We start from the raw sequence: 12,723 nt of genomic DNA, 5'->3' as shown, positions 1-12,723 counted from the left end.
TCGACTGACAGTCGACTCTACCGCGGACAGGGCGGAGCCAGGATTACGACCTGTTGGTGTACAGCCGCAAGCAGATCATCAACGACATCATCAGCCAGTACGAACGGCACCTGCAGTTCCTGCACCTGAGCCGGTGATGCACGTTGATGGTAGTGCCGGCCGCTGGCCGGCAACGCGAACGGGGCGGCGCATCACCGCCGCCCCGTTGGTGCATCAGAACCGGTAGCGCGCGCCCAGCGAAACGAACTGCCCGCGCAGGTTGTACTGGCTGATGTCGAAACCGTTGGAGCCACCGGCCGGATCGAACGGCGGGTCCTTGTCGGTCAGGTTCAGCATCGACAGCGACAACGTGGTGTTGGCGATGCCTTCATACGCCACGTACAGGTCCAGCTGGTGGTACGGCTTGACGCGGTCGCGCAGGCCCGGATTGCTGGTGGCCGTCGCCACGCGCTGGTCGTAACCGCTCACGTACTGCAGGCTCAGCGTGCTGCTCCAGTCGCCCACCGCCCAGTTCAGCGACGTGGTGCCGCGGGTGCGCGGCAGCGCGCCGTGGCGGTTGTTGCCGGCCCCGTCATAGGGCGCCTGGCCGGCCACCAGCGGCTGCTTGAAACTGAGCAGGTGGGTCCAGCTGCCGGCGACGGTGAAGGTGCCCCAGCCCTCGGTGCGGAAGCTGCGGTTGGCCTCCAGGTCCAGTCCGGAGGTGGTCAGCTCGCCCTGGTTGGCGTACTGGTTGGTGATGAACTGGATGCGCCCCTGTGCATCACGCTGCACGCGGCCGGGGAACAGCGCCGGATTGTCGACGATGAACTGCGCGCTGTCCGGCTTGACCAGGTTGTCCTGCTCGATGCGGTACCAGTCCAGGCCGATGCTGGTATCGCCATCCGGCGACCACACCGCGCCCACGTTGAAGTTGCGCGAGCGCTCGGCCTTCAGGTCCGGATTGCCGGTGCGGATGTTGGTCACACCACGGCTGCCGCCGGGCTGCAGCGGGTCCAGCGGATCGATTACCGAGCCGTAGCTGATGGTCTGGCCCGGTGCGATTTCCGGCAGCGACGGTGCGCGGAAGCCGCGCGAGAACGAGCCGCGCAGCAGCAGGCTGTCCAGCGGCTGCCAGCGCAGCGCCACCTTCGGCGAGAACGCGTTGCCGAAATCGTCGTAGTGGTCGCCGCGACCGGCCACCTGCAGTTCCAGCGTGCGGTGCAGCGGCACGCTCAGTTCGGCATAGGCGGCGCTGACCTGGCGCTCGCCGTTGACCACGTTGATCGCCGGGCGCAGTTCGGTGCCCGACAGCACCTGCGCACTGGTACGCGCGTCCAGCGACTCCTTGCGGAACTCGGCGCCCCAGGCGAAGCCGACCGCACCAGCCGGCAGCTCCCACAGCGAGGTCGAGGCCTTCACGTTCAAGGAGTGCAGCCTGTACCAGCCCGGGCGCTTGGTCTGCAGGCGCAGCGCATCCAGCGCACCCGGCGTGCTGGACGGGTTGAGGAAGTTGTAGCTGCCATCGCGCAGGATCTGCTCGAACGCATAGCGGTTGACGAAATTGTCGACGTATTCGCGCTGCGCGCTCTGCGAGGTCAGCGCCGCCACTTCCCAGTCCCAGCGTTCGCCACTGCCGCGCACGCCGGCCAGGGCGCGGTAGAACACCTGCGTGTTGTCCTTCAGGCGCGGGCCCAGATCGAAGAAGGTGTACTCGAACGGCAGCGGCGTGCTGCCGGGGTTGTTCGGGTGGCCGACCGGCAGCACCGCCGGCACGTCGATCAGCGTGCCGGTAGCCGGGTTGTACGCGCGCAGGCCCGGGCCCACGGTCAGCGGCGCGCTGAAGATCTGGTCGGCCTTGTTGTGGCTGTACAGCACATCGGCGAAGGCTTCGACGCTGTCGTTGAAGCGGTAGGTCGCGCTCAACGACGCCTGCAGGCGCTCGGCGCCGGGCTGCAGGGTCTTGAACGGCTGCGCGTTGAATGCGCAGGCCTGGCCGGGCAGGGTGCTGCCGAAATCGCTGTAGGGGCGCAACTGGCTGCCGTCCGGGCAGCTGGCGAACGGCTGCGGTGCGCGCGGGTTGGACAGCCAGTTGCCACCGGCGGTGGACCAGCCGGCCAGGCGGCCACCGGGCCTGTCGCGGAAATCGCCGCTGCGGGTATAGGCGCGCTGGTCTGCATCAAGCCGATCACGCTTGAGCAGGTCCAGCCCGAACAACACGTTCCAACCCTGCTGTTCAAGATCACCGAAGCCGGCCAGCAGGTTAGCCTTGCGTTCGTCCAGGCCGCCCTGGGTGGCGGTACCGAAACCACCGCCGACTTCCACGCCCTGGAAGTTCCTGCGCAGGATGATGTTGATGACGCCGGCAATGGCATCGGAACCGTACACCGCCGAGGCACCATCCTTCAGCACTTCGATGCGTTCAACCGCACTGATCGGCAGCGCGTTGAGGTCGACGAAGGTGTCCTGCGTGTTGAGCGCGAAGCCGAAGTTGGACACGCGATAGCCGTTGACCAGCACCAGCGTGTTCTTCGGCGACAGGCCACGCAGGCCGATCGAAGCCGAGCCGGCGGCGAAGCTGCCGGTGTACTGCTCGTCGAAACTGTTGCCGGCATTGGCCGACAGGTTGCGCAGCACGTCGGTGAGAGTGGAGCGACCGGTCTGCTCGATCTGTTCGCGGCTGACGATCTGCACCGGATTCGGCCCGGCGGTGTCGCTGCGCTTGATGTTGGAGCCGGTCACCAGCACGGTGCCCAGGGTGGTGCTGTCCTTGCCGGAGTCGGCGGTTTCAGCGGCGCCGGCAGCGCCGGCGGTGAGGCCCAGCGCGATCGCGCCGGCAAGCAGGTTCAGGGTGGTGCGGTACATGGAAGCGACAACGCCGAACGGGGGAGGAGCCGTCAGTACCGCATGCAGGCAAGTACGCCTTCCAATGACGAAAGCGCATTCAGTTATACATCACAGGTTCTTAACGAACGGTGCGAGGGCCGCGGAGCTCTGGCGCGCACCCGCTCGTGCGGGTCAGATCCCTTTGCGACGAAAAGGGATCTGACCCCGGTTGTCCGATCCTCAAGGCCGCAGCAGCACCTTGCCGTTGCGGCCCGAACCGGCGCCGGCCTTCGCCGCCTGGGCGATGTCGTCCAGTGCGAAGATCTTCTCCACCGGCAAGGTCAGTTCGCCGCTGGCCGCACGCTTCAGCAGCTCACCCACCAGCCGGCGCTTGTCTTCCACCGCCATCGCCTGGCTGACCTTGCTGCCCCAGAAACCCTTCACCGTGGCCTCCTTGTAGATCAGGCCGCCGGCCGGGATGCGCATCGGTTCGCCGCTCATCACACCGAACGAGACCAGCGTGCCGTGGTGGCCCAGCAGGTCGACCAGGTCACCGCTGGCGTCGCCACCGATGGAATCCACCGCGGCCGCCGCCTGCGCTTCGCCGGTCGCTGCACGCACACGATCCTTCCAGCCGTCCACCGAGGTGTCGAACACATGATCGATGCCCAGCGCCTGCAGCTGCGCGACCGCATCGGCATTGCGCACCAGGTTGGCCACGTGCACGCCGCGCGCCCGCGCCAGCATCGCCAGCGACTTGCCCACCGCGCCGTTGGCGGTGTTCTGCACGATCCACTGGCCCGGCTCGACGTGCAGGAACTCCAGCAGCATCAATGCGCTCAGTGGCATGGCGATCAGCTGTGCAGCGGTTTCGTCCGGGATTGCTTCCGGCATCGGGATCACCATGCGGGCCGGTGCGACGAACGCCTCGGCCCAGGTGCCGTGCACCGATGCGGCGGCGACGCGTTGGCCGATCTGCAGGCCGTCGACGCCGTCGCCCAGTGCGTCGACCACGCCCAGTGCTTCGCTGCCGCCAATCGCCGGCAGCGTCGGCTTGTAGCCATACAGCCCGCGCACGGTCAGCAGGTCGTGGTTGTGGATCGAGGCCAGCACAGTGCGGATGCGCACCTCGCCGGGGCCGGGCTCGGGCAGGGCGGCGTCGGCGATGGCAAGGACGTCGGCCGGATCGCCGAAGGAGGGGTACTGGGCAGCGCGCATGAGCGAGGTTCCGGAGAAAATGATGTTGTACCGAACTGGGGACATACGCCGCGTCGACAAGGTGCTGCAGGTGCAACACGGCATCCTGCGACGGATCGTCGCGGCATGTCGCGATTACCGCATCTTGTGTTGACGGTTGGAATTATCCCCACTATGTTGTGGCCGTCACTCCCGGTCAGCCGCCGCCGCCGGACATGCAGCAAACGTCCCGCGGCCCGCCCCTGAAGGCTTGCCGTGTCGACGCGGCCGCCATCGCGCGGACACAGGTCGCCCCCACGGCCCGGATACCGGCCGCAGGCGCAGGCACTTGCCGACGACCTGGTGTTCCCGCGCTTTGGCATCCCACCCCGATCGCCCCGAGCGCCGGTATCGCGTGCAGGGCTGCCACGGCATCGACGCCGCAGTGCGTGCGAGCCTGGAGACGCAGGACCATGACCGACAACACCTACCGCGCGGCCGATCTGGCCGGCGCCGGCGACGCCATGCGCGCTGGCGGCGAGCGCGTGCCGACCTGGATCACCAAGGAGGCCGGCAATCGCCGCCTGCCGTTCGACGCCGCGCGCCTGCAGCGCAGCATCGATGCCGTGCATGCCGAGTTCCCGCAGCTGGATGTGAGCGACTACCGCCGCGTGGTGCAGGCGATGGTCGAGCGCAAGCCGAGCATCACTGCCGATGATCTGGTCGATCTGCTGATCCGTGAGGCTGAATCGCGGGTGGACCTGGTCGCGCCGGAGTGGGAGCAGTTCGCCGCGCGCATCTACCTGCGCCGCCTGTACAAGCGTGCCAGCCGCAATCGCTTCTACGATGTCAGCCTGAAGTACGGCTCCTACGTGGGCCTGCAGGAAAGCCTGGCTGACCGCGGCATCTACAGCAACGACATCCTGCGCTGCTATTCGAAGGAAGAGCTGCAGCAGGCCGGCGAGATGATCGACCCGGAGCGCGACCGCCTGTTCGCCTACAACGGCCTGTACCTGTTGGCCACGCGCTACCTGGCCAGCGACCGCAGCCGCGAAGTCTACGAACTGCCGCAGGAGCGTTGGCTGACCATCGCGCTGTATCTCATGCAGGAAGAAAAGCCGCGCGAGCGGCGCATGCAGCTGGTCGGCGAGGCGTACTGGGCATTGTCCAACCTGTACATGACGGTGGCCACGCCGACCCTGGCCAACGCCGGCAAAGTGGGCGGCCAACTGTCCAGCTGCTTCATCGATACGGTGGACGACAGCCTGCAGGGCATCTATGACTCCAACACCGATATCGCCCGCGTGTCCAAGCACGGCGGCGGCGTAGGTGCCTACCTGGGCTACGTGCGCAGCAGCGGCGCACCGATCCGCGGCGTGCCCAATTCTTCCGGCGGCGTGGTGCCGTGGATCAAGCAGCTCAACAACACCGCGGTGTCGGTTGATCAGCTCGGCCAGCGCAAGGGCGCGGTGGCGGTGTACCTGGACATCTGGCACCGCGACATCGAAGCGTTCCTGGACCTGCGACTGAACAACGGTGACCAGCGCCTGCGCGCGCACGATGTGTTCACCTCGGTGTGCGTGCCCGACCTGTTCATGGAGGCGGTCGAGCGCCGTGCCGACTGGTACCTGTTCGACCCGCACGAAGTGAAGCAGGCCAAGGGTTGGTACCTGCAGGACGTCTATGACGAGAAGCGCGGTTCGGGCAGCTTCCGCGACCGCTACGCCGAACTGGTGGCCGATGAGCGCATCAGCCGACGTACGGTGAAGGCCATCGATCTGTTCAAGCGGATCATGCTCAGCCAGCTGGAAACCGGCAACCCGTTCCTGTTCTACCGCGACGAGGTCAACCGCCGCAACCCGAACAAGCACGCGGGCATGATCCATTCCAGCAACCTGTGCACCGAGATCCTGCAGAACATGAGCCCGACGCGGATGATCCAGGAGATCGTCAGCGGCGACCAGATCGTCACGACCCGGCGTGCCGGCGACTTCGTGGTCTGCAACCTGTCTTCGATCAACCTCGGCCGCGCGATCCGTGCGCCGGATGACCTGCTGGCCACCGATGTGCTGGAGCGCCTGATCCCGATCCAGGTGCGCATGCTCGACAACGTGATCGACCTCAACGCGCTTCCGGTGCCCCAGGCCACGATCACCAACCGCAAGTACCGCGCGATCGGACTGGGCACGTTCGGTTGGCACCACCTGCTGGCGCAGCAGGCGATCCAGTGGGATTCACCGGAGGCCGAACAACTGGCCGACCGCCTGTATGAGCGCATCAATTTCCTGACCGTCCAGGCCAGTGCGCAACTGGCGAAGGAGAAGGGCAGCTACCCGATGTTCGCCGGCAGCGACTGGCACAACGGCCGCTACTTCCGCGACCGCGACTACAGCGGCGCCGCGTGGGACAGCCTGGCCCACCAGGTGGCCACGCACGGCCTGCGCAACGGCTGGCTGCTGGCGGTGGCGCCGAACATGAGCACCGCGCAGATCGCCGGTTCCACCGCCTCGATCGACCCGATCTACAGCGCGTTCTACTACGAGGAGAAGAAGGACTTCCGGCGGCCGGTGGCGGCGCCGGGGCTGTCGTTGGAGACCTGGCCGTACTACGAGAAGGGCGCCTACAAGGTCGACCAGTTCGCCAGCGTGCGCCAGAACGCGCGCCGCCAGCGCCATGTCGACCAGTCGATCAGCTTCAACCTGTACGTGCCCAGCACGATCCGCGCCAGCACGCTGCTGGAGCTGCACCTCAGCGCCTGGCGCCAAGGCCTGAAAACCACCTATTACGTGCGCTCCAACGACATCGACATCAGCGAATGCGAGTGGTGCGCCAGCTGACCGCCGGCAACCCACGATAGTGCCGGCCGCCGGCCGGCAACCCCGCAACCCACGGTAGTGCCGGCCGCTGGCCGGCAACACGATGGAAAGAGAACGAAGGCAGAAACCCATGGCAACCCCCCTCGACCGCATCAAGATCCTCGAACCGCGCCATCCCAACCGCAGCACCGGCATCATCAACGGCCGCACCAGCGGCATCCTGAACTGGAATGACATCCCGTACCCGTCGTTCTATCGGGCCTACAAGGAGCTGTCGACCAACTTCTGGATCCCCGACGAAGTCGACATGAAGGCCGACGCGCGCCAGTACGGCGAGCTGTCCGGCCGCGAGAAGAATGCCTACGACGCGATCATCGGCCTGCTGGCCACGCTCGATTCACCGCAGACGCGCTTCATCTACAACGTGGCCGAGTACATCACCGACCCGGCCGCGCATGCCAACGCCGCGATCATCGGCCAGCAGGAAGTGATCCACAACGAGAGCTACAGCTACGTGCTGGCCTCGATCACCGACCTGCCGAACCAGAACCGCATTTTCGAGATCGCCCGTACCCACCCGACCATCATCAAGCGCAACGCGCCGATCATGGGTGCGTATGACGATTTCATGCGCGAGAAGACTGCCGAGACGCTGCTCAGGTCGTTGATCCAGTCCTCGATCCTGGAAGGCATCAACTTCTATTCCGGCTTCGCCTACTTCTACAACCTGGTGCGGCAGAACCGCATGACCGGCACCGGCAAGATCATCAGCTTCATCAACCGCGACGAGCTGGCCCATACCAAGTTCATCAGCGAGCTGATCCGCGCCATCATCGGCGAGAACCCGGCGCTGCAGACCCACGAGCTGACCGACTATGTGCACCAGGCGTTCGAACACGCCATCGAACTGGAAACCCAGTGGTCGTCGGAAGTACTGGACGGCATCGACGGCATCGATGTGGAGGAAATGACGCGCTACGTGAAGTACCGCGCCAACAAGATGGCCGGCATGCTCGGCATCGAACGGCTGTACAGCGAGACCACCGACAACGTGATGCCGTGGATCAAGGCCTACGCCGACAACTTCACCGAGACCAAGACCGACTTCTTCGAGATGCGCAATGCAAGTTACAAGAAGACCAACGTCGACAACGGCTTCGACGACCTCTGAGTCCGGCGCGGCACTCAGCATCCTGATGGTGGTCGCCTCGTTGAGCGGCAACACCCGCGAGCTGGGCCGGCAGATTGCCGAGCGCTGCCGCGCCGCCGGGCATGCAGTGCACTGGCACGAGGCCGACGACCTGCGGCAGGCACCGCCACTGGCTGCCGACGAGGCCGATCTGGTGCTGCTCGGCTGCTGGACCGACAACGCCGGCCGCACGCCGGCGGAGATGAAGGCGTGGGTGGCTGGCATTGCCGAGCGTGGCGAACGACCTCGGCAGCTGGCGGTGTTCGGTACCGGCGAAACCCAGTGGGGGCAGGAGTACTACTGCGGCGCCGTGCATCGCCTGATCCGCTATTTCCGCAGCGACTACCCGCCGCTGGAGATCGAACAGATGCCGCATGGCGCGCGCCATGCCGCAGCCATCGATGCCTGGACCGATGCGGTCCTGGCCCATTACCGGAGCAACAACGATGCAGATCATCGACGCCACCACGCCTGAACAGTTCCAGCAGTTGCTGGCCGAGCACCCGCGGGTGCTCGTGGACTTCCACAAGGACCAGTGCCCGGGCTGCCGGATGCTGGAAATGTCGTTGCACCGGGTGGCCAACAGCACAGCGGGGCAGGGCACGACCCTGCTGCGCGTACAGCTGGAAGTGCTGGGCGAGGCGTTTTTCAGGGAGTTGGGGCTGCGGCAGACGCCGACGCTGTCGCTGTTCCGTGATGGCGACGAACGCACGCGCTTGGCCGGGTTCCAGTCGCCGCAGCAGATCGAGGCCGCGATCGCGTTGCATCTGTAGCGCGGACCGGGCGGGGTCAGAGCCCTTGCCAGAGGCAAGGGCTCTGACCCCCACACCGTGTAAAGGCATCCACGCATGGCGTGGATCCACTGGGGCAGGACCGACCCCGGCAATTGGCGTCAGGCGCCGGTGAACGTGTCGACCAGCAGCTTCACGTTCAACGCCACGATCACCAGCGCGATCACCCAGGCGACCGCACCCAGCCAGCGTGGCGCCACCAGCGCGCCCATCGTCACTTTGTCGGTCACGATCCGTACCAGCGGGATGATCGCGAAGGGCAGCTGCATCGACAGCACCACCTGGCTCAGCACCAGCAGCTTCACCGCGCCCTGGTCGCCGAACAGCACGATCACCACCACCACCGGGATGATCGCCAGTGCGCGCGTGATCAGCCGACGCAGCCACGGCGGCATTCGCAGGTGCAGGAAGCCTTCCATCACGATCTGGCCGGCCAGCGTCGCGGTGACTGTCGAATTCAGGCCCGACGCCAGCAGCGCCACCGCGAACAAGGTTGCCGCCGCGCCCACGCCCAGCATCGGCGCCAGCAACTGGTGCGCCTGCTCGATGTCTTCCACGTCGAAACGACCATTGGCATGGAACACGGCCGCGGCCAGGATCAGGATGCTGGCGTTGATGAACAATGCCAGGGTCAGCGCAATCGTGCTGTCAGTCACCGCCCAGCGCAGCGCGCTGCGGCGACCTTCATCCGTACGCGGGTAGGCGCGGGTCTGTACGATCGACGAATGCAGGTACAGGTTGTGCGGCATCACCGTGGCACCGATGATGCCGATGGCGATGTACAGCGCGTGCGGATCGGTCACCACCTGCGCGCGCGGAATGAAGCCGCCCAGTACCGCCATCACCGGTGGCGCGGCCATCGCGATCTGCACCACGAAGCAGGCGAAGATCACCATCAGCAGCGTGATCACGAACGCTTCCAGCGCACGGAAGCCGCGGTTCATCAGCAGCAGCACCAGCAGCGTATCGAGCGCAGTGATCACCGCGCCCCACAGCAGTGGCAGATCGAACAGCAGCTTCAACGCGATCGCGGTGCCGATCACCTCGGCCAGGTCGCAGGCGATGATCGCCGCCTCGCACAGCGCCCACAGCGCCAGGTTCACCGGCTTGGGGTAACGGGCGCGGCAGGCCTGCGCCAGGTCCATGCCGGTGGCGATGCCGAGCCGCGCCGACAGCGCCTGCAGGATCACCGCCATCAGGTTGGAGATCAGGATGACCGACAGCAGCAGGTAGCCGAAGCGCGAACCGCCGGCGAGGTCGGTGGCCCAGTTGCCCGGGTCCATGTAGCCGACCGAGATCATGTAGCCCGGGCCAAGGAAGGCCAGCAGGCGGAACCACCAGTGGCCCTTGTCGGGCACTGCGACCGAGGCGTTGAGTGCGCCCAGGCTGGCCGCGGTGGTGGCCGAAGGGTCGCGGGGCGCCAGGGTATCCATGAGCTTAATATAGCTCCGGCTATAGTCATTAGCAATGTGAAACAATCGTCTTTAAGGTGTGACTGGTCCAGAATTCAGCTTCAACCCTGGATCACACCGGAAGGACAGGCGCACGCGTGGGCAAGACCGATGATTCGACATCGCTGAAGAGCACCCCCTTGATCGAGGCCGAGCGCCAGGTCGAGAGCTTCCGGCAAGTACGCGAGGCGCACCGGATGGAGCTGGTGGAGGACTATGTCGAGCTGATTTCGGACCTGCTGGCCGACGGCGGCGAGGCCCGCCAGGTCGACATCGCCACCCGCCTGGGGGTGGCCCAGCCCACTGTGGCGAAGATGCTGCGGCGGCTGGCCCGCGACGGCTGGGTGGTGCAGCGGCCGTACCGTGGCGTGTTCCTGACCCCGGAAGGCGAGGCGCTGGCCCATGCCAGCCGCCAGCGCCACCAGACCGTGGAGCGTTTCCTGCTGGCGCTGGGCGTGGACGCCGATACCGCACGCCGCGATGCCGAGGGCATCGAGCATCACGTGAGCGAGCAGACGCTGGCGTTGTTCGAGGCGTTCGTACGCAAGGCCGAGGGCGGCTGAGCAGTCCGCTGACGCCGGGCCACGCATGGCCGGCGGTTGGAAGTGCGGTGTGGGCAGGGAAGTCGGGTTCAGAGCCCTTTCCCTTGGAAAGGGATCCGGCCCCGGCGGCCGATTGTCAGCCGCGGCGGAATGCGGCGGGCGTGCGGGCGCCAACGATGATCATGCGGATCATCGTGGAGATCTGTTCGATCAGCTCCGGGTCCTTCTCCGGCGGCAGGTCCATGGCGGTGGCCCCCATCGCGAACACCAGCCGGGTGATGGCCTTGGCCACCAGTTCGGGGGCATGCAGCACGGCACCGTCCAGCGCGGCCAGGCGCACCAGGTCGTGCTGCAGCTCTTCTTCGAAATAGTGCAGTTCGCGTTCGACGGCGTGCTTGAAGTCGTCCGAGCCGACCGCGCCTTCGCGCAGCAGCACGTGCAGCAGCTTGTCGTCGGCGCGCAGCTGCTCCATGAAGGTCTCCACCGAGACCCGCACCACGCTGGTGGCGGTGGAGGTGGCGCGCTGGCGGGCTTCGCCGATGATGGTGCGCAGCGAGCGGCCGGCGGCGTCGATCAGCGCCACGGCCAGTTCGTCCATGTCGCGGAACTGCCGGTAGAAGCTGTTTGGCGCGATGCCGGCCTCACGTGCCACTTCGCGCAGGCTGAGCGTGGACAGGCTGCGGTGCGGGCCGATCAGTTTCAGGGCGGCGGCCAGCAGATCTTCGCGGCTCACCGTACGGCGGGCCGGGCTGTTGGCATCTTCATGCGTCGACAAGGCGGTGGCGGCGGCCATGGGGGTTCCGGTGGGGCGAGGCTGAATCATACCCAATCCGGTTCAATATACACGTGTATACACAGGTGTATGTGCGCCCGTATAGTTCGCCCATGAGCGCTGTCGTCCGTCCGTCCCTGTTTTCTCCATACCGCTGGGTCTCGCCGTCGCTGTTCGATTTCTGGGCGGGCCAGCTCAATCCCCTGTGGACCCTGCGCGAGCCGGTGGCCCGCCTGGTCCGGCGCGAGCCGGCCGGTGAGGGCGCGGCGACGCTGGTCCTGCGCACCAACCGGCACTGGGCCGGCATGCGCGCCGGCCAGCACGTCACCCTGGGCGTGGAGCTTGACGGACGCCAGTGGCAGCGCAGCTACAGTCCCACCGTCCTGGGGCCGCGCGAGCTGGCGATCACCGTCAAGGCCGTCGATGGCGGTCGGGTCAGCCAGCATCTGGTCAAGCATGCGCGACCGGGCGAGCTGTTCCGGCTGGAGGCTGCGTTCGGTGAATTCCAGTTGCCGACGGCGGCGCCGGTGCTGCTGCTGGCCGCCGGCAGTGGCATCACGCCGATGCGCAGCCTGCTGCGCGAGGCCTGCCAGCGCCCGCTGGCCGCGCCGGTGGACCTGTTCTATTGGGAGCGCCGTGTCGCCCACCTGCAGTTCCGTGATGAGCTGGAGGCACTGGCCGCGCGCCAGCCGAACCTGCGCGTGCACCTGCTGACCACCCGCGAAGGCGATGTACCTGCCGCGCGCATTGATCGCCACGACCTGCAGGTGGCCGGCGATGACACGCCGCTGGCGCAGCGCCATGTGCTGGCGTGCGGTCCGGACGGCTTCGTCGCCGCCGCGCGCCAACGCCTGGCGCACCAGGTGGCCGGTTTCCAGGCCGAGGCCTTTACCCCGCCAGCGCCGCTGCGTGACGCCAGCAGCGAGGGCGAGGTGTCGCTGACGCTGGCGCGCAGTGGCCGCCAGCTGAGCGTGCCGCGTGGCCGTTCGCTGCTGGAAAGCCTGGAAGCCCATGGCATCAAGCCCAGGCATGGCTGCCGCATGGGCATCTGCAATACCTGCAGTTGTGATCGCGTCAGTGGCGCCACCCGCCACCTGCGCACCGGCGACCTGCAGTCCGAATCGGCACAGCCGGTGCGGATCTGCGTGAGCGCACCGACCACCGACCTGACCCTGGATCTCTGA

General features: G+C 66.7%; 10 protein-coding genes. 6 read left to right on the top strand and 4 right to left on the bottom strand.

What is annotated here, in order from left to right; genetic code table 11:
* Window positions 1-213: 213 nt before the first annotated feature.
* Together AC5P9C_RS19790 and AC5P9C_RS19785 are read right to left on the bottom strand one after the other, a co-directional pair.
* Window positions 214-2,841 carry a TonB-dependent receptor gene (locus AC5P9C_RS19790; RefSeq protein WP_414615023.1) on the bottom strand — a complete coding sequence of 876 codons (2,628 nt, stop codon included), beginning with the start codon at window positions 2,839-2,841 and terminating at the stop codon, window positions 214-216.
* Window positions 2,842-3,042: 201 nt separating this feature from the next.
* Window positions 3,043-4,020 (bottom strand): zinc-binding dehydrogenase, encoded by a 978-nt coding sequence (locus AC5P9C_RS19785; protein WP_053462989.1) that lies wholly within the window; start codon window positions 4,018-4,020, stop codon window positions 3,043-3,045.
* Window positions 4,021-4,502: 482 nt separating this feature from the next.
* Between AC5P9C_RS19785 and AC5P9C_RS19780 the strand changes: the two genes are divergently transcribed.
* From AC5P9C_RS19780 to AC5P9C_RS19765, 4 genes are all read left to right on the top strand, one after another.
* Complete coding sequence (locus AC5P9C_RS19780; protein ID WP_313287657.1) at window positions 4,503-6,815, top strand: ribonucleoside-diphosphate reductase subunit alpha; 2,313 nt, start codon at window positions 4,503-4,505, stop codon at window positions 6,813-6,815.
* Window positions 6,816-6,924: 109 nt separating this feature from the next.
* Entirely contained in the window at window positions 6,925-7,965 is a 1,041-nt protein-coding gene (locus AC5P9C_RS19775; protein WP_049465385.1) for a ribonucleotide-diphosphate reductase subunit beta, read from the top strand.
* 25 nt (window positions 7,966-7,990) lie between these two features.
* Window positions 7,991-8,458, top strand: coding sequence for a flavodoxin (locus AC5P9C_RS19770; protein WP_312453801.1), 468 nt, complete (start codon window positions 7,991-7,993; stop codon window positions 8,456-8,458).
* On the top strand, window positions 8,430-8,756 hold the full coding sequence (locus tag AC5P9C_RS19765; protein WP_049465388.1) for a thioredoxin family protein: 327 nt from the start codon (window positions 8,430-8,432) through the stop codon (window positions 8,754-8,756). Before AC5P9C_RS19770 ends, AC5P9C_RS19765 begins: the two co-directional genes overlap by 29 nt.
* 119 nt (window positions 8,757-8,875) lie before the next feature.
* Here the strand turns inward: AC5P9C_RS19765 and AC5P9C_RS19760 are convergent, their stop codons facing one another.
* The gene (locus AC5P9C_RS19760; protein WP_343541310.1) at window positions 8,876-10,207 is read right to left on the bottom strand and encodes an Nramp family divalent metal transporter; all 1,332 of its coding nucleotides are present in this window, start codon (window positions 10,205-10,207) and stop codon (window positions 8,876-8,878) included.
* A gap of 116 nt (window positions 10,208-10,323) precedes the next feature.
* On the opposite strand from AC5P9C_RS19760, the gene mntR reads away from it, so the two are divergent.
* A complete protein-coding gene (gene mntR / locus AC5P9C_RS19755) occupies window positions 10,324-10,788 on the top strand; it encodes a manganese-binding transcriptional regulator MntR (RefSeq protein ID WP_049465391.1) in 465 nt (154 codons plus the stop codon).
* 115 nt (window positions 10,789-10,903) lie between these two features.
* Here mntR and fabR read toward each other — a convergent pair whose 3' ends face one another.
* Window positions 10,904-11,560: an HTH-type transcriptional repressor FabR gene (fabR, locus tag AC5P9C_RS19750; RefSeq protein ID WP_049465393.1), complete on the bottom strand. Its 657-nt coding sequence runs from the start codon at window positions 11,558-11,560 to the stop codon at window positions 10,904-10,906.
* A gap of 92 nt (window positions 11,561-11,652) precedes the next feature.
* Between fabR and AC5P9C_RS19745 the strand changes: the two genes are divergently transcribed.
* A complete protein-coding gene (locus tag AC5P9C_RS19745) occupies window positions 11,653-12,723 on the top strand; it encodes a ferredoxin reductase (RefSeq protein ID WP_270951423.1) in 1,071 nt (356 codons plus the stop codon).

This window comes from Stenotrophomonas sp. YJH_SMC_10 (genome assembly GCF_059371555.1).
This window is presented reverse-complemented; position numbering and strand designations above follow the sequence as displayed.

Coding starts and splice junctions, on each gene's coding strand:
- AC5P9C_RS19785 (WP_053462989.1), bottom strand. CDS start 4,020: ATGCGCGCTGCCCAGTACCCCTCCTTCGGCGATCCGGCCGACGTCCTT.
- AC5P9C_RS19790 (WP_414615023.1), bottom strand. CDS start 2,841: ATGTACCGCACCACCCTGAACCTGCTTGCCGGCGCGATCGCGCTGGGC.
- AC5P9C_RS19760 (WP_343541310.1), bottom strand. CDS start 10,207: ATGGATACCCTGGCGCCCCGCGACCCTTCGGCCACCACCGCGGCCAGC.
- AC5P9C_RS19770 (WP_312453801.1), top strand. CDS start 7,991: ATGGTGGTCGCCTCGTTGAGCGGCAACACCCGCGAGCTGGGCCGGCAG.
- AC5P9C_RS19765 (WP_049465388.1), top strand. CDS start 8,430: ATGCAGATCATCGACGCCACCACGCCTGAACAGTTCCAGCAGTTGCTG.
- AC5P9C_RS19775 (WP_049465385.1), top strand. CDS start 6,925: ATGGCAACCCCCCTCGACCGCATCAAGATCCTCGAACCGCGCCATCCC.
- AC5P9C_RS19745 (WP_270951423.1), top strand. CDS start 11,653: ATGAGCGCTGTCGTCCGTCCGTCCCTGTTTTCTCCATACCGCTGGGTC.
- fabR (WP_049465393.1), bottom strand. CDS start 11,560: ATGGCCGCCGCCACCGCCTTGTCGACGCATGAAGATGCCAACAGCCCG.
- AC5P9C_RS19780 (WP_313287657.1), top strand. CDS start 4,503: ATGCGCGCTGGCGGCGAGCGCGTGCCGACCTGGATCACCAAGGAGGCC.